At 54.6% G+C, this 15,414-nt stretch carries 17 protein-coding genes; 6 read left to right on the top strand and 11 right to left on the bottom strand.

All coding sequences use genetic code 11. The features are described from left to right. Window positions 1–60 precede the first annotated feature (60 nt). The gene (locus tag Q8N00_08370; protein MDP2382806.1) at window positions 61–1,128 is read left to right on the top strand and encodes a potassium channel family protein; all 1,068 of its coding nucleotides are present in this window, start codon (window positions 61–63) and stop codon (window positions 1,126–1,128) included. 339 nt (window positions 1,129–1,467) lie between these two features. Next, on the top strand, window positions 1,468–2,868 hold the full coding sequence (locus Q8N00_08365; protein ID MDP2382805.1) for a DUF3422 family protein: 1,401 nt from the start codon (window positions 1,468–1,470) through the stop codon (window positions 2,866–2,868). A gap of 217 nt (window positions 2,869–3,085) precedes the next feature. Here Q8N00_08365 and Q8N00_08360 read toward each other — a convergent pair whose 3' ends face one another. The 10 genes from Q8N00_08360 to rplI form a co-directional block, all read right to left on the bottom strand. Continuing rightward, window positions 3,086–3,718 (bottom strand): superoxide dismutase, encoded by a 633-nt coding sequence (locus tag Q8N00_08360; GenBank protein ID MDP2382804.1) that lies wholly within the window; start codon window positions 3,716–3,718, stop codon window positions 3,086–3,088. Beyond that, window positions 3,715–4,347: a Fe-Mn family superoxide dismutase gene (locus tag Q8N00_08355; GenBank protein ID MDP2382803.1), complete on the bottom strand. Its 633-nt coding sequence runs from the start codon at window positions 4,345–4,347 to the stop codon at window positions 3,715–3,717. Before Q8N00_08355 ends, Q8N00_08360 begins: the two co-directional genes overlap by 4 nt. A gap of 82 nt (window positions 4,348–4,429) precedes the next feature. Then, the gene (locus Q8N00_08350) at window positions 4,430–5,668 is read right to left on the bottom strand and encodes a sodium:proton antiporter (GenBank protein ID MDP2382802.1); all 1,239 of its coding nucleotides are present in this window, start codon (window positions 5,666–5,668) and stop codon (window positions 4,430–4,432) included. 311 nt (window positions 5,669–5,979) lie between these two features. Then, window positions 5,980–6,228 (bottom strand): hypothetical protein, encoded by a 249-nt coding sequence (locus Q8N00_08345; GenBank protein MDP2382801.1) that lies wholly within the window; start codon window positions 6,226–6,228, stop codon window positions 5,980–5,982. Window positions 6,229–6,339: 111 nt separating this feature from the next. Beyond that, complete coding sequence (locus Q8N00_08340; GenBank protein ID MDP2382800.1) at window positions 6,340–6,507, bottom strand: hypothetical protein; 168 nt, start codon at window positions 6,505–6,507, stop codon at window positions 6,340–6,342. 373 nt (window positions 6,508–6,880) lie between these two features. Continuing rightward, window positions 6,881–7,552 (bottom strand): response regulator transcription factor, encoded by a 672-nt coding sequence (locus tag Q8N00_08335; protein ID MDP2382799.1) that lies wholly within the window; start codon window positions 7,550–7,552, stop codon window positions 6,881–6,883. Then, the gene (locus Q8N00_08330) at window positions 7,539–8,654 is read right to left on the bottom strand and encodes a sensor histidine kinase (GenBank protein MDP2382798.1); all 1,116 of its coding nucleotides are present in this window, start codon (window positions 8,652–8,654) and stop codon (window positions 7,539–7,541) included. Before Q8N00_08330 ends, Q8N00_08335 begins: the two co-directional genes overlap by 14 nt. 101 nt (window positions 8,655–8,755) lie before the next feature. Further along, window positions 8,756–9,220: a transcriptional regulator NrdR gene (gene nrdR / locus Q8N00_08325; protein MDP2382797.1), complete on the bottom strand. Its 465-nt coding sequence runs from the start codon at window positions 9,218–9,220 to the stop codon at window positions 8,756–8,758. A gap of 30 nt (window positions 9,221–9,250) precedes the next feature. Further along, a complete protein-coding gene (gene glyA / locus Q8N00_08320) occupies window positions 9,251–10,513 on the bottom strand; it encodes a serine hydroxymethyltransferase (GenBank protein MDP2382796.1) in 1,263 nt (420 codons plus the stop codon). Window positions 10,514–10,529: 16 nt separating this feature from the next. Next, window positions 10,530–11,003: a 50S ribosomal protein L9 gene (gene rplI / locus Q8N00_08315; GenBank protein ID MDP2382795.1), complete on the bottom strand. Its 474-nt coding sequence runs from the start codon at window positions 11,001–11,003 to the stop codon at window positions 10,530–10,532. A 224-nt stretch (window positions 11,004–11,227) separates the two neighbouring features. Here rplI and Q8N00_08310 point away from each other — a divergent pair, with 224 nt between their 5' ends. From Q8N00_08310 to Q8N00_08295, 4 genes are all read left to right on the top strand, one after another. Next, on the top strand, window positions 11,228–12,175 hold the full coding sequence (locus tag Q8N00_08310; protein ID MDP2382794.1) for a metal ABC transporter substrate-binding protein: 948 nt from the start codon (window positions 11,228–11,230) through the stop codon (window positions 12,173–12,175). Between the two features lie 46 nt (window positions 12,176–12,221). Beyond that, window positions 12,222–13,013 carry a metal ABC transporter ATP-binding protein gene (locus Q8N00_08305; GenBank protein MDP2382793.1) on the top strand — a complete coding sequence of 264 codons (792 nt, stop codon included), beginning with the start codon at window positions 12,222–12,224 and terminating at the stop codon, window positions 13,011–13,013. 12 nt (window positions 13,014–13,025) lie between these two features. Beyond that, the gene (locus tag Q8N00_08300) at window positions 13,026–13,856 is read left to right on the top strand and encodes a metal ABC transporter permease (protein ID MDP2382792.1); all 831 of its coding nucleotides are present in this window, start codon (window positions 13,026–13,028) and stop codon (window positions 13,854–13,856) included. 303 nt (window positions 13,857–14,159) lie between these two features. Then, on the top strand, window positions 14,160–14,792 hold the full coding sequence (locus tag Q8N00_08295; protein MDP2382791.1) for an outer membrane beta-barrel protein: 633 nt from the start codon (window positions 14,160–14,162) through the stop codon (window positions 14,790–14,792). Between the two features lie 67 nt (window positions 14,793–14,859). Here the strand turns inward: Q8N00_08295 and Q8N00_08290 are convergent, their stop codons facing one another. Continuing rightward, a complete protein-coding gene (locus Q8N00_08290) occupies window positions 14,860–15,291 on the bottom strand; it encodes a GNAT family N-acetyltransferase (GenBank protein MDP2382790.1) in 432 nt (143 codons plus the stop codon). Between the last annotated feature and the right edge of the window lie 123 nt (window positions 15,292–15,414).

Genomic DNA, 15,414 nt, shown 5'->3' with positions numbered 1-15,414 from the left:
CGTGCCATTCACCAGACGAGGCTCCGTCGTGTTATGAAAACTGTCTCAGGACAAAATTGGATGGCTAAGTTAAGAGGCGTACCGGGAAATCGGAGAGGCCAGAGCGAGCCTCGTGTGATCGTCACGCCGAATGCCTGGTCTCCTACCAGGACCTTGGCTACGAGGCTCGGCCTCACCGCGTTGCTATTTTTTCTGGTCTTTAGCCTCCTCTGGTGGGATCGGGACGGGCTACGGGATCAGATTGACGGCGAGGTTTCTTTCACGGACGTCGTGTATTTCACGATGATCACGGTGAGCACGGTGGGCTATGGAGACATCGTGCCTGTCTCCACGCGCGCCAGGCTGATCGATGCCTTGATCGTCACACCGATCCGGTTCGGTATCTGGTTTTTGTTTCTCGGAACGGCCTACCAACTGATTCTCCGGAAATATATGGAGGGGTACCGCATGGCGAAACTACAGGGGACATTGGACCGGCATATCATCATCTGCGGTTTCGGCCATACCGGATTGTCGACGACGAAGGAATTGCTGTCCCGTGGCACCCGGGCAGACCAGATTGTCGTCGTCGACAGGGACGAGGAGCGGGTTCAGTTGGCCGGTTCATTGGGTGTGGCGGCATTTCAGGCCGATGCCACTCACGAAGCCGTGTTGCGCGAGGCCATCATCGACAAAGCGAAAGCCATTATCATTGCGGCCGGTCGTGACGACTCGAGCGCGTTGATGCTGTTGACCGCCCGCCATTTGAACTCCAACGTTCGCATCATCGTCAGCGCCAAAAATGAGGAAAATGTGAAACTCTTCAAGCAGGGCGGCGCCGACACCATCGTCTCCCCTGCCACGTTCGGCGGCTATATCATTGCCGCTGCCGTGGACCATGGCCATATGGTGCATTACCTCGACGACCTCCTGACAGCAGGAGGTCGGGTCGGGCTGATCGAACGGACGGTTCGGCCTGATGAAATCGGAATAACACCAGCGAATCTCAAGCCGGATGTCTTGCTCAGGCTCTACCGAGGCTCTACCATCCTTTCACTCTCAGAGTTAGACCAGATCGGACAGTTGCAAGCAGGCGATATCCTGGTCTTGCTGACCAGCGGCAAGAAATCTGATGATCGCAAACTATAAAACGTAATATAATCGACATCTTATGGGTTGACTTCCGGGAAATCGGCCTTATCTATTACATGTCTGAATACCCAGACATGCTCATCACATAGAGCGAACCTTTTCCTCTCGTCGATTCCACCTCAACGGCAGGTAGTGATACCGAAAGAGGGTGCGTATTATGCTGTTGAAGAAATGCGTGTGCCCAAGTGGTGCCGATAGTCTCGGCGCCTCCGGTCGTTCGACCGAGCAATCTGCCCCGTGTGTCCAGCTACAGTTCTTTGAGTTGCAAGATGGTTCTTAGCGGCTGAACAGAAGCCGAGATCACGGTCGCGCTGAGGACCGGAGGATCGGCCTCCGTTGAGAGTCGAGAAAGGCATGCTCATGTCCACGATGCCCATGGATCCTCGCCAAACATTCCTTCACCGTATTCACGAACGACCCAAGCGGTTTCTGCATGAATGGGTTGATGCGCCTGCGCATGTTCATCATGCCTCCTATCGTATGACGAATCCCCCGCGTGAACGGGTGCTTATACGCCAGGAATTCGAACAGCTCATCCGCTGCCTCGAAATTCGCGAAGACGATACCTTTATGGGTGATCAGTTCGGCTACGGCGCGCTGACCCACCAGGACGGAGACCGGCTAATCGTGGTCTGGGAAACACACACCGAATACTATAGCTACCAGGTCTGGCACATTCCGGCAAAGGGAGCGAGTCCGGTGCAGTTCGGGCCATTGACGTATCCTGACTTCAACTTTCCGTTCACCCCATTTGGGCTGAAGATCAACGCGCTCGATATCGTCATCCATCCTGACGCAGTCTGGTCCGCCGACACGATTCGAATGATGCTGCCGGGAGCGCGGGTATACGGCAGCCGCCTCTTCGCGGATGACGTTTCGGTTTTCACGAGTTTTACCCCTGATGGCGCCGATCGAGAACGCTATTTGGTCATGGGCCCCAATCGGGAATCCCTACGGCAACACATGCTCGAAGTCGTTGATGGTATTGCGACCATCGAGAACTATTACCACTTGATCCTGCTCCCTCTGCCTGACTTTGCTCAAGCCGTCGACCGTATCCATGCACTCGAGCGGGCCCATCTCACACAACAAACACTTGTCATGGAACAGTTGCCGTCAGCCACGGCCTCGGCATTGAGCGGTTGGGTCAAGGAGCTGGGAACTGGATTTCTCGAAGTCAGCCGGCTTTCAGAATCTATGCGCTTTAAACTGGCAGCCACCAGTCCATACCTCACCATCGTGGAAGCGACGATTCGGTCGTTCCAGGAAACGCCGCATCAGCCGTTTCGCCCTCTGTCAAATTACGTGTTCCATCGCATTTCGGGTATCGTCGACGGCTATCAAGAATTGCTGCGGCGGATCGCTGCGCTCAAAAGCGATTTCCAAGGTCTGGTTGTCATGATTCGCACTCGAGCCGATTTGTTACTGCAAGAGCAAAACATCCGGCTACTCCGTCGCGTCGACCAGACCACGACAAACCAAACCGTGCTTCAGCATACAGTCGAGGCCCTGTCGGTCATTGTACTCGCGTACTACCTGACGGGACTCGCAAGTTATGTTTGGAAGGCGCTGTCACAAGCGGGCTGGCTCGCGGACGATGTCACGGCCTCTGGGCTGACCGTGCCTGTCTCCCTGGCATTGTCAGCGCTTCTGATCTGGGTTGGACGGAAAGCCATCGCGCGGCGTATCCGTCCCGCAACACCTGACGAAAGGAAGGACCAGGAGCAGGAGAGATGACCGAGTACGACGTAATGTATGAGGATGCCTAGTACGAGAGATCGATAGTTGGTGCGTTGGCATCGCGCAGCTCTCCTGGCTCGGACAATCCTCGTGAGCAGGGGCTTTGGCTAACTGGATGCCATCAGCTACCCGTCCCTGCCGGTGGCGCTGGACGCCGTTTGCGGTCCGTTCGTAGACTGGATAGCGCTTCCTACTATCGTCGCATTGAAGACGGCTAGCCCGGAGTGGAGCTGCCCTTAACGGCGGGCTGGTCCTTCAGACAAACCGCCAGCCGTTTCTCAACTTCAGCCCAATTGATCACGTTGAAAAATGACTCAATATAGTCGTTACGCTTCAACCCGTAATCCGGGAGATACGCGTGCTCGAACATATCCATGACGAGGAGCGGTTGTGTTCCCAGCAACAGACCGGTATCGTGCTCGTCCATCCATACATTAAACAATCGGCCGGTGTATGGCTCGAATGCCAGAATGACCCATCCGACACCGCGCATCCCACCTGTTCCTTTGAACCCTCGCTCCCACAGCTCATAGGGGCCGAAGTCGGCTTCGATTTTTTGATAGAGTGTTGACTGGTGATCCAAGGCCATCGCCGTCGCCGTGAGGTTCTCAAAATACAATTCATGGAGCCGCATGCCGTTGAACTCCCAGGCGAACCGCCGCTTCACCTCCGCCCATTCGATCGTGCCGCTTTTCCCGACTGTCAGCCACTCACGCATCATTTCGGCAAGCAAGTTGGTATTGTTCACGTAGCCCTGATAGAGCGTCAGGTGTGTACGCACGGACTGTTCGCTGAACCCGGGCAACGTAAAGAGATGGTCGAAAGCTTTCGCGCTGTAATCATTCATGATGCCTTTTTTCTGACCGAGACCGGTTGGAGTGGGGGCAATGCAGCCCCCTCGAACCGCCGTTCCACCACCGACCAATCGATCGCCTTCATAAAGGCCTGCACATACGCAGTCCGATTCATGCCGAACTCTTGCAGGTAGGCATGTTCGAACACGTCCATGACGAGCAATGGCGTTGACCCCACCAAAAATCCTGCGTCGTGTTCGTCCATCCAGACATTGAACAGGTGGCCAGTCGCTGGATCACGGGTGAGCACCGCCCATCCGATACCCCGCATACCGCCGACCCCCATGAACCCTCGTTCCCAGCTGCTGAACTGATTAAAGTCCTGCCAAAGCTTTTCGTATAGCGGGGATGTCTTCCGAATAGGAACCGGCCGCTTGGAAAGATTTTCGAAATACAGCTCATGGAGCCTCATGCCGTTGAACTCCCAGCCGAACCGCCGCTTTAGCTCGGCATATTCCATCGTATTGGCCTTTCCGAGCTTCACCATGTTCAAGAGAAGCGCTGCCAACTGGTTCGTATTTTTCACGTACCCCTGGTAGAGCGTAAGGTGGTTGGCCATTAACTGATCGCTGAAATCCCGCAGGCCCTTTAGATGGTCGAAACGCTTCACTCGATAGGTCATGAGTTGGCTTCCTTTCGTATGTTCATTGCGATTGGCACAACGAATAGGGACATTCCATCTATCGGCTGGATAGAACGCTCGTCTATTCTACCCCCATGGCGTGATCTCCTAGTACTCGATTGATCGTGAGCCCCTGTACCAGAATCGAGAAGACTACCACCGCATAGGTAATCGTGATCAACGCGCCGCGTTCCGGTCCAACCGGCAGTGACAAGGCTAACGCCACGGAAATTCCGCCGCGCAGCCCGCCCCATGTCAGAATCGTAATGGTCCGTTCGCTAAATTCCCGGGCGAAGCTGAAGGCTTTCACTTGTACGAAGACGCTCATCCAGCGCGCTACGAGCACCAGTGGAATGGCGACCAGGCCAGCCAATAGATACGACTGCTGAAAGTTCAGCACCAGCACTTCCAATCCGATGAGCACGAACAGCACGGCATTCAGCAACTCATCGAGCAATTCCCAGAAATTATCGAGATGCTCTCTCGTCGTGTCGGACATGGCCCATTGCCGGCCGTGATTCCCGATCAATAGGCCCGCGACCACGACGGCGATCGGTCCGGACGTATGGAGGATGTCCGCGAGGCCAAAGCTGCCCATCACCAAGGCCAGTGTGAGCAAGATTTCGACCTGATAGTTATCGACAGACCGAAGCATACGATAGGCGGCATAGCCAAGGGTCAGACCCAAGACCACGCCACCGATCACCTCTTCCGCAAACAGCAGCAGGACGTCGCCCACACTGATCGACGCCTTGGGCAACAGATTCAAGACGACGAGAAAAATCACCACGCCGACGCCGTCGTTGAATAGCGACTCTCCGACGATTTTCATTTCGAGTGCCTTCGGGAGGCGGGCCTGCCGGAGAATGCTCATCACGGCGATGGGATCGGTCGGCGAAATCAATGCTCCGAATAATAGGCAATAGAGAAAGGGGAGAGGGAGACCAACGAGATCGAACAAAAAGTATCCCAGACCGCCAATGATCAGGCACGATAAAATCGTGCCCACGACGGCCAGCGTGCCGATCACCCACTTGAGATCCAGCAGCTCATCCAGCTTGACGTGCAGGGCGCCGGCAAAGAGGAGAAACCCCAACATGCCGTGTATGAGCGCCTCGTTGAAATCGATGGCGCCAATGAATCGTTGCGCTTCTGCTTCAATCCCAAATCCCAGCTTACCCAATGCCAGTAACACCAGAGAGAAGACGAGCGCCACTGCCATGAGCCCGATCGTGATCGGCAGCTTCAAGAGACGATGATTCACATAGCTGAACAGTGCCGCCAGACAGATCAGAATTGTCAGCGTATGGATTAGCGGCAATTTGTTTCTCCTGTCCGAGCTCCAGACCAACGAGGCCACGTAACAATATTCATCAGAATCTCTTGTCGATCACAACCACCTCGATCCTCCGCCCGCGTCAACTCGTACCCTCCATACCGACAGAATATTGGGACGGACAGGCCTGTTTCTCTCCAATCATGCCCTGTTTATTTTCTCCCGAAATTCTGTGCGTCATATCCTTGGAGCGCCAGGGGCAACGCCCCGCAAATCAGGAGTGCGTACGAGGCGGCCATTCTTTCGGATGATCTCTCGCGCCACTCGATTGCCATTCCGAGACACCATTGGGTGACTTAGGATTGGCGCGGGCCGCTGTCGCCGTTGTTGCCTGACCGGTTCTTACATTGTCCGCCACCGGCACCTCGGCAACTCCGGTTTCCCCCGTTGAACGCGCTGGTTGTCGTCAGGCTGCAGGCCGTCAGAATAGCTTGTTCCGGGGTGATCTCCACTCGAAAAAGTTGCGGCGGTGTGTAGGGCTTCTTCCCGGTCTCAGATCGAGGGCCACTCCATTCTAGCTGGTCATCTTTCTCTTTAGGGCACATAGACTCCTTGCGATCTTCCATATCGCATCGACTGATCATAAGGCAGATCATAACCTGGACAATAGGTATCCATCAGCACCGGCTTGGGTTTTCTCCGATTCTCTTCGACGCTCATGTCTGTACCTCGTTGCCCGTTACACCTGTCCGTTCCTGGAAGTCAGTTTCCGGCGTCCGATCGACCCGATCGACCAGGAACTGCAGGACTTCCTCAACCTCCCTTTGGTGCTTGAGATAGAACAGTGCCCACGATTCGGCGTTCCTCACCACGCGTACCCCCATGGCGAGTCCTTCGGCCAGCCCAAATACATCCTCTTCAGTCTTATCATCTCTGATGTAACACAAACCTACACGCCTACACGATCCCGCGCAAGCTGCGCATGCGGGCTCGCTGCTCAGTTGGCGGCATTGTCAGCGCCAGGTGTAGAGAGCCGCACTCTGATCGATGGTAACGCCTCTTTAGATTAGACTGAGGTAGGCCGGTGAGGTCGTACGACAAAGCTATCCGCTAGAGCTTGGAAGTTTTTCTTTTATAGGAATGATTGACAGAGGAAACTAGCCAGGCTTGAACGCGAGACGCAGAACTGTTTTCTTATTTTGGGAAAGCTTCCCTAGTTTTTAGAAGTGTCCTTAAATATTGTCATGAACCAAGCTGCTAGGGTCGAGGGTCCAATTCGATGAGGCCTTTCCGAATGGCTAGGATGGCGGCCTGTGTCCGATCGTAGACTTGGAGCTTGTGAAAAATATTCCGGACATGGTTCTTGACGGTTTTTTCGCTCAGATCCAAATTGTTGGCAATTTCTTTGTTGGTCTTGCCGTCAGCAACCAACCGTAGGACGGTGATCTCTCGCTCTGTCAGATCGTGCTCGACCCACCCTGGCTTCTTGCCCTTTTTCTGGGACATCAACGAGAACTCCGCTAAAATCTTGCTTGCGACTGAGGGATGGATGAGGGATTCACCTTTGTAGATTGCGCGTATCGCGGCGACGATCTGAGAGGACTCAGAATCTTTCAAGAGATATCCGGTGGCGCCGGCACGTACTAAATCAAAGATGTATTGTTGCTCGTCATACATGGTGAGGGCCACGATGCCGATGTGAGGGAATTCACGCTTAATCTGTCTGGTCGCTTCGACCCCGCCCATTCTGGGCATGCTTACGTCCATGAGTACCACGTCAGGTACCAACGTTTTCACCTTTTCGACGGCTTCCATGCCATCCTGGGCTTCCCCCACGATCAGAATGTCGTCTTTCGTCTTGAGAATCGCGGCCAGTCCTTCACGCACGACCCGATGATCGTCCGCGATCAATACCTTAATCTTCTCCATCGGCTCTCGTCTCCTTTTTCATCAACGGGACGTCGACGACTATTGTCGTTCCCCGCCCTTTCTTTGAATCAATCTTGCCCTCGCCTCCTACCAGGCGAGCCCGTTCCAGAATGCCTCGAATCCCGAAGTGATCCCATTTATCGGGATCACGTAGCACCGTGTCCATGTCGAATCCCACGCCGTTGTCCCCGATCGTGATACGGAGCCGTTCGGGGTCGATGTCTAGTTCCACGGTGACTCGAGTCGCTTTTGCATGTCTCTCCACGTTGCTGAGGGCTTCTTGCACAATACGAAAGAGAAAGATCTTTGTACGAGGAAACAAGATTTGTTCATCGCCGGATACGCGGAACTGCGTCTTGATGTGATACTGGATTTCGTACGAGGTGAGGTAGTTGGTCAGGGCGGGTAGCAGCTCCATCTTATCGTAGTGGAGCGGCCGAAGATTAAAAATGACTTGCCGCGCCTCCTGGATGGCCAGTTTCAACTGGGCTTTGCTTTCGCGCAAAGTAGCTAGACTGGCTTTCGGGTCTTTTCGAATCAGTTGTTGGCTCAGATCCAGCTTGAAGTTCACCCCGGCTAAGCTCTGCACAAGACCGTCGTGCATTTCACAGGCAATGCGCGTACGTTCCTCCGTCACCGCAACTCCCGTTTCCTTGACGTAGAGCCGATAGAGCGATTGGTATTTATTTAAGGTCTTCTCGATTTCTGCCGTGGCGCGGATGCGCGCCTCGATCAGTTCCCACATGAATTTCGCGCTCGCCCCGCCGATGATCGTCACGCCCATGCGGTGAAAGTCTTGGAGTAACTGCCAGACTTTGGCATTGCCCGATACGTCAATGATGAGATCCACCCGTTCAAGATCCAGAAGCTTCCGGTAATCGCGAGTCACAGGGATACCGAGCCGTTTCGCCAGTGCGATACCCGGTGCATTTTTCTGGACTTCAGCCACGCCGACGATTTGCACTAATGGGTCTGTTGCAAATATTTCAATCAGTGCTGTGCCGCCACGACCTGCGCCGATGATCGCGACATGCGTGCCAGTTGGCGCATGTGCCTTGCGTGGTCGTTTGGGAGTCTTGGCTTTGGGCTTGGTTATCGGCATGTTGATACCTGCGTACAGTGGACCCGCACCATGTTGTTAACCGGCGAACCAGGGAAGGATAGGGAGAGGACGATGAGGAGAGAGAATGGGTTCCGCGGCCCTCACCGGTCGCGGCGTTGCTGAGCCAACGTTCTCAGCTCGTCCATGAACTGGTCAATATCTTTAAATTCACGGTAGACAGAGGCAAAGCGAACATAGGCGACCTGATCCAGTTGATGCAGCTCTTTCATCAACTCTTCGCCCACGATCCGGCTTTCTATTTCTGTCTCCCCCATCTCTTGAATGCGTTTTTCAATACGGTCCGTCACCATTTCGATGGTAGCCGTGCTGATGGGCCGTTTTTCACAGGCTTTCTTGAGGCCGGCAAGAATCTTACTGCGGTCAAACGACTCCCGGCGGCCGTCCTTTTTCACCACCACGGGAAGGATTTCTTCAACACGTTCGTAGGTTGTGTAGCGGCGTTTGCAGCCGAGACATTCGCGCCGACGGCGAATGACTTCGCCTTCCTTCGCCATACGCGAGTCGACGACTTTGTCTTCGAGTTCATCGCAGAACGGACATTTCACAGGCGGTGATCCTGCCCCGTCTGACGCGGCTTAGTAGGTGTGAAAGATTGGAAAGCGGCTGCAGAGCGCTTTGGCCTGCGAACGAACTTTCTCGAGCATTGCGGGATCTTGTCGATGCTGCAGTACCTGGTCGACCAAGTCTACAATCTCTTTCATCTCGGTTTCCCGCATCCCTCTGGTCGAGACAATGGGAGTTCCCAGTCGAATCCCACTGGCCACGGCTGGGGGTTTCTCGTCGTAGGGCACGGCGTTCTTGTTCACGATAATGCCGGCGGCGTCCAACGCGGCATCCGCCTCTTTGCCGGTAATACCTTTGTTGGATAGATTGACCAGCATGAGATGCGTATCCGTACCGCCCGAGACGATCTTATATCCTCGGTCGAGGAGCCCTTGGGCCAGGACTTTTGCATTGGCGATGACCTGCTGTTGGTACCGCGTAAACGAGGGCGAGAGCGCCTCCTTGAACGCGACGGCCTTAGCAGCGATCACGTGCATCAAGGGCCCGCCTTGCATTCCTGGGAAGATAAACTTGTCGACCGCTTTTGCATGTTCGGCCTTGCACATGACGACACCACCACGGGGTCCCCTCAGGGTTTTGTGGGTCGTCGTCGTGACAAAGTCGGCATAGGGGACAGGATTCGGGTGGAGTCCCGCAGCGATCAGGCCGGCGATATGGGCGATGTCGACCATCAAATAGGCACCAACTGATTTGGCGATCTGTTGGAATCGTGGGAAGTCCAGGGTTCGCGCATAGGCGCTGGCGCCTACGACGAGCATACGGGGCCGGCATTCTTCTGCCAGCTTCTGTACCGCGTCATAGTTGATGGTTTCGGTTTCACGATCCACACCATAGGAAAATGCGCGAAACAGGATGCCTGAAAAATTGACCTTGCTACCATGAGTGAGGTGACCGCCTTGCGCGAGGTCCATCCCCAGGATGGTGTCGCCGGCTTTCAGCACGGAGAAGTAGGCCGCCATATTGGCCTGCGATCCCGAGTGGGGCTGCACGTTCACGTGCTCGGCGCCGAATATTTGCTTACAGCGATCGATGGCGAGCGATTCAACGGTGTCCACATGTTGACAGCCGCCATAGTACCGTTTACCCGGGTACCCTTCGGCGTACTTGTTCGTCATGAGGGAGCCCTGAGCGGCTAGGACCGCGGGGCTGGCGAAATTCTCCGAGGCGATCAGGAGCAGCTTGTGACGCTGACGCTCCTCCTCGGCGGCAATTGCAGCATAGACATCCGGGTCTGTGGTTTTGAGTGCGTCTAAGGAACCAACCGCATCGTTCATGACGACGTATTCCCTCTTAGGCCTCGGCTGGGGCCGCTTCGGCTTCCTGTATCTTCACGACGTGGATGACTACCGTTGCGGTCACATCTCGCGGGAGCTTGATCGGCACAGTGAAGGTGCCGAGTTCTTTGATCGGCTGTTCCAGCTGGATCTTGCGCCGATCCACTACGAATCCTTTTTCGGCTAATCCTTCTGCAATGTCCTTGACCGTGACCGATCCGAACATCTTGTCGTCCTTGCCGACCTTGGTTTCCACTGTAAGGGACACGGCGGAAATGCTCTTGGCATGGGTTTCGATCTCGACTTTTTCTTTCTTTGCCCGCTCGACCGCCACGCGCTTGATATGCTCAAACGCTTTGATGCTGCGGCTGTCGGCTAGTACTGCTTTTTTGCGAGGAAGTAGAAAGTTCCGTGCGTATCCGTCTTTGACATCGAGGAGATCGCCGAGGTGGCCGACCCCTTCCATCGTTTCTTGTAGAATGACTTTCATGCCCATAACTCCTTCTGTTGGAAAGGGAGTGAGCATACTGGGGGGGGCGAAAAAAGTCAATTATCAATATGGCTTGGGAGGCAGAGAATACAAGGAGAATCGTATGCGTTTTCCGGGCGGCCTCTTGCTACATGTCCCGTGGATAATCCATCGTATCCTTGGCCCCTATAATCCCGTAGAGTGGCACAGATCTCCAGGCATTTCGTTGACAACCAGGGACCCCAATGTTACCGTCCGCGCCCATCATGTTGAATTTGCGGCGTCTGCTCCTATTTTTGGCCATCATCAGTCAGGGTCTGCTCACGGCACCTCTTGCCCTTGCTGTTCCGCCGACTGAACCGCTCAATATCGTGGTGACCATTCCCGTTTTGAAGGATCTGGCCGAACAAGTCGGTGGCCCCTATGTTCGCGTGACATCCCTTCTGAGCGGCTACGAGAACGAGCACACCTATTCCCCTAAACCGAGCGATCTTGTCGCCGTTCGGAAGGCTCGGGTGCTGTTCGAAGTGGGTATCGGTCTCGAGGTTTGGGTTTCCTCATTGGTCAAGAATGCCGGCAGCTCCTCGCTCCGCGTCGTCACCACGTCCAAAGGCATCGCATTGCTCCGCGACGAATCAGGCCACGAAGGAGCGAACCATGCTGGCGGAGAAGGCGAACAGGGAAACCCTCATGTCTGGATGGATCCTGAGAATGCGATGACGATGATGCGTCATATTACCGAAGCGCTTATTCAGGCAGATCCCACGCATGCGACGGAGTTTCGATCCAATCAGGCCTCGTATCTTCGGCAACTGGACCAATTACGGGTGAAGTTGAGTGAGCGGGTCGCAGTCCTGGCCGACCGTCGATTTGTTGCGCATCATCCGGCTTGGCCCTACTTTGCGAGGCGGTTTGGCTTCGACGTGGCTGCCACGATTCAAATGCAATCCGGCTCAGAACCTTCAGCACTTCAGCTTCAGACCCTGATCGGCAAGATCAAAAAGGACCGGATCAAAGTCATCGTGTCGGAGATTCAGCTCAGTCAAAAGATCCCAGATCTTCTGGCAAAAGAAACGAAGACCAAAGTCATCGTGTTGACCACGTTGCCTGGAGGCCTGCCAGGGACCGAGACCTACCTCGACATGCTTCGCTATAATGTGCTCCAATTGGCCAATGCGCTAGAGTCTCCATAACGGCTCTACGGGCCATCTTTTTGCGCCGGAAGGAGCGCCTGGTTCCGTGTCAGACTCCCTCGAGCCTATCATTCGGTTTGACCATGCCTCGTTTGGATTTCCCGGCGTCATCGCGCTCAAGGATATCTCGCTCTCCATCCATGCGGGCGAATTCATCGGCGTCATCGGCCCGAACGGATCCGGAAAAACCACACTTTGCCGCGCCATCTTAGGTCTCATGGCTCCCGTTGAGGGCCACCTCCATATCTTCGATTGCGCCTGTGATGCCTTACGTTGCCATCACAGGGCCAAGATCGGGTACCTTCCGCAAAAAGGTGTCGTCGATCGCAACTTCCCGGTCACGGTCCTTGAAACGGTCATGATGGGTCGATATGGAGCCTTGGGCCTTTTCACGCGTCCAGGGTCGAATGATCGAGCGATTGCCTTGGAGGCACTCTCCCATGTTGAGATGGACAAGCATAAAGACACGGCTCTAGGCCATCTGTCAGGCGGTCAGCAGCAGCGGGTCTTTATCGCGCGGGCGTTAGCTCAACAGCCAAAAGTCCTTCTGCTCGACGAACCGACGACCGGGCTGGACATGACCGCTCAGCATAATGTGATTGAACTCATCGAGCAATTGCACGATGAGCTGAGGCTGACGATTGTGCTGATCACTCATGACATCAATATGATCCGCTTTCGGGTGGACCGACTCGTGCTCCTCAAGACACGCCTGTATGCCGCGGGGCCTCCTGCCGAGGTGTTGAAACCGGAGATCCTCAGCCAGGTTTACGGAAAAGATCTGGTGATTACAGATAAAGATCTCATCATTGTTGAGGACTATCACCATCATCATTGACCGGGCGGCATCATGATTGAGCTCTTCACGTACGACTTCATGCAACGGTCTTTGCTTGCCGCCGCGATGGTAGGAGGGCTCTGCTCGGTTGTCGGCGTGTTCGTCGTCCTACGAGGACTTGCGTTTGTTGGGGCAGGGACGGCGCATGCAGCTTTTGCCGGTGTGGCGCTGGGGTATCTTATGGGCTGGCCGCCGCTGGTGCTGGCGATTCTTTTTGGTCTGGCCACGGTCTGGATCACGGGCTGGGTTGAAGAAAAAGGCCGGATGAAGCTGGACGTCTCGATCGGTATTCTCTATACCACGACAATGGCCTTAGCCATTCTCTTCATTGGCTTGATGAAAACCTACAATGCAGAAGTGTATGGCTATCTATTCGGGAGCGTACTCTCGGTCACCACTGAAGAGCTGCGCGTCATCGGCGGGTTGAGTGTTCTTGTGCTCGGCCTCATCGTACTGTTTTCGAAGGAACTGTATTTTATTGCCTTCGATCAAGAAATGGCCGAAGCCTCTGGTGTTCCAGCACGACGAATATTTTTTCTTCTGCTCACCTTGGTCGCCCTCACCGTCGTCGTCTCGCTGAAAACGGTCGGTGCCATTCTGGTCTTTGCCATGATCCTGATTCCTGCCTCAACGGCCTATCAGTTGACCTCCAGCCTCAGGACGCTCACCCTCTACTCCATCGTCATCGGTGTTACCACAGCCGTCGCTGGTGTGGTGATATCAGCCACGTGGGATGTACCATCAGGCCCTGCGATTGTTCTCCTTGCCACCACTGTTTTTTTCATCTCGGTGCTTTTATCTCCGAAGAGGATGAAGCACGCAGTTCAGGCCCACGCGCATTAATCATCTCAAGGGCATCTCACTGTAGGCCCAAGCGTACAGGGCCTGTGTCATTCATGAGTCTTTTCTTCACAATCGTACGATCGATAGCCGGTGTAGGGATTCACGTCATCTCAACATTGAATGTTGCGTTTCCCATCGTATTTCTTCGAAACCGGTCAATATTGATCAGACGGTCTTCTGTCTTTTCAGGCAACATTCGACTCTCAAGGGGAATGGGAAATAGAGGTGCTAATCTTGCACCGCCAGTTCGCGCGAACATATTCTGTTGTCTTTTTACATCATGACACCACGGAGGGTTTATATATGAGTCTCAATTTGGCTCGTGTTGGTTTACTGGGCTTCTTGCTGGCAAGTGCGTTTGTATTTAGCAGCCACGCGATAGCGGAAGAGTGGAAGATGGAACAGGGCGGAATTGAACCAGGAAAATTCGTGCTCGGTATGCGGGCAGGCTTTGCGCCCTTGACCCAATCGTTAACGGCTAATAGCTCAACCGCCGTGGGCTCCTTGGTTAGTTTCCAGGGGTTGTACAGTCTCAATACCTGGCTCTTGGTCGGGATGATGCTAGAGTGGGAACGCCATGGCGTGGATCAAGAGCGTCCGTATAGGGATTGGGGCCATCAAGACACGGTGTCGGTACTCCCGACCGTCGAAGTTCGACCGGTTCGATTTGGGCCGATCAGCCCCTATGCCAACATGAGCTTCGGGGTGAATGTGAATAGTTTCGGTGAAAATAGTTCGACGCGTATCTCTCCCAGCAATACCTTCGCCTGGCGGCTTGGCTGGGGTGCAGACTACATGCTGACCAAACAGTTCGCGTTGAACACGGAAATGGCCTATAAGCGGAACGACGGGCATGCGACAGTGAACGGCAGTCGTAACAACGATTGGAATGCCTCTTCGTTCGGCTTTCTCTTCGGTGCGAAACTCTTCTTTTAGCGGGTAGAAGTTCGGGAATATGACGCGGAATCTCCGACCGAGGAGGTTTCCGCGTCGTAGAACTGGATTACTCCGTTTGGCCTTGTTTTGACCGGCTCCAGACCATCCCGGTCTGCTCCTTCGAACTAAAGCCAAGCTTTTCATAAAACCCAGGTATGCGGGTGCAGAGCCAGAAGAGTTCAACTTTCTTGAGGCGGGGGTGCTTCAGAATACGCTGAACGATATCGGTGCCGATGCCCTGGCCCTGGTAGGCTTTATCGACAATCACATCCCAGATGGTCGCCCGGTAGATATAGTCCGTTAATACCCGTCCAAATCCGATGAGCGCCTCACCTTCCCAAGCTGTCACGGCCACATCGGTGTGGCGCAACATCTCACGTGCGTCTTCAAGCGTTCGCCCTTTAGCCCAGGGTGCTTGCTGGTAGAGGCGGACGAGTTTGGCGGGGTCGAGGTCTTTCTTCTCGGCGAAGGTGATGGCGGGCTTGAGGGTTGGGGGCATCTTGTACTAGATTATCTCCTAGCGAGAGCATTGAAAATCACGCGGAGTGTACGAGGAACATCATGACAACGCAAGTCCGTAGCTGCCCCAAGTGCGCTCAACTGATGTGGCTGACAGAGCATC

The sequence above is a fragment of the Nitrospirota bacterium genome (assembly GCA_030684575.1).
GTDB lineage: Bacteria > Nitrospirota > Nitrospiria > Nitrospirales > Nitrospiraceae > Palsa-1315.
The sequence above is the reverse complement of the archived record's forward strand: the minus strand, read 5'-3'. Positions and strand labels throughout refer to the sequence as shown.

What these genes read in the sequence shown, in the direction of transcription:
- glyA (MDP2382796.1), bottom strand. Translation starts at nt 10,513, where the DNA reads ATGAACGATGCGGTTGGTTCCTTAGACGCACTCAAAACCACAGACCCG.
- Q8N00_08295 (MDP2382791.1), top strand. Translation starts at nt 14,160, where the DNA reads ATGAGTCTCAATTTGGCTCGTGTTGGTTTACTGGGCTTCTTGCTGGCA.
- Q8N00_08360 (MDP2382804.1), bottom strand. Translation starts at nt 3,718, where the DNA reads ATGAATGATTACAGCGCGAAAGCTTTCGACCATCTCTTTACGTTGCCC.
- Q8N00_08370 (MDP2382806.1), top strand. Translation starts at nt 61, where the DNA reads ATGGCTAAGTTAAGAGGCGTACCGGGAAATCGGAGAGGCCAGAGCGAG.
- Q8N00_08335 (MDP2382799.1), bottom strand. Translation starts at nt 7,552, where the DNA reads ATGGAGAAGATTAAGGTATTGATCGCGGACGATCATCGGGTCGTGCGT.
- Q8N00_08290 (MDP2382790.1), bottom strand. Translation starts at nt 15,291, where the DNA reads ATGCCCCCAACCCTCAAGCCCGCCATCACCTTCGCCGAGAAGAAAGAC.
- Q8N00_08330 (MDP2382798.1), bottom strand. Translation starts at nt 8,654, where the DNA reads ATGCCGATAACCAAGCCCAAAGCCAAGACTCCCAAACGACCACGCAAG.
- Q8N00_08345 (MDP2382801.1), bottom strand. Translation starts at nt 6,228, where the DNA reads ATGTGCCCTAAAGAGAAAGATGACCAGCTAGAATGGAGTGGCCCTCGA.
- Q8N00_08300 (MDP2382792.1), top strand. Translation starts at nt 13,026, where the DNA reads ATGATTGAGCTCTTCACGTACGACTTCATGCAACGGTCTTTGCTTGCC.
- Q8N00_08355 (MDP2382803.1), bottom strand. Translation starts at nt 4,347, where the DNA reads ATGACCTATCGAGTGAAGCGTTTCGACCATCTAAAGGGCCTGCGGGAT.
- rplI (MDP2382795.1), bottom strand. Translation starts at nt 11,003, where the DNA reads ATGAAAGTCATTCTACAAGAAACGATGGAAGGGGTCGGCCACCTCGGC.
- Q8N00_08310 (MDP2382794.1), top strand. Translation starts at nt 11,228, where the DNA reads ATGTTACCGTCCGCGCCCATCATGTTGAATTTGCGGCGTCTGCTCCTA.
- Q8N00_08340 (MDP2382800.1), bottom strand. Translation starts at nt 6,507, where the DNA reads ATGGGGGTACGCGTGGTGAGGAACGCCGAATCGTGGGCACTGTTCTAT.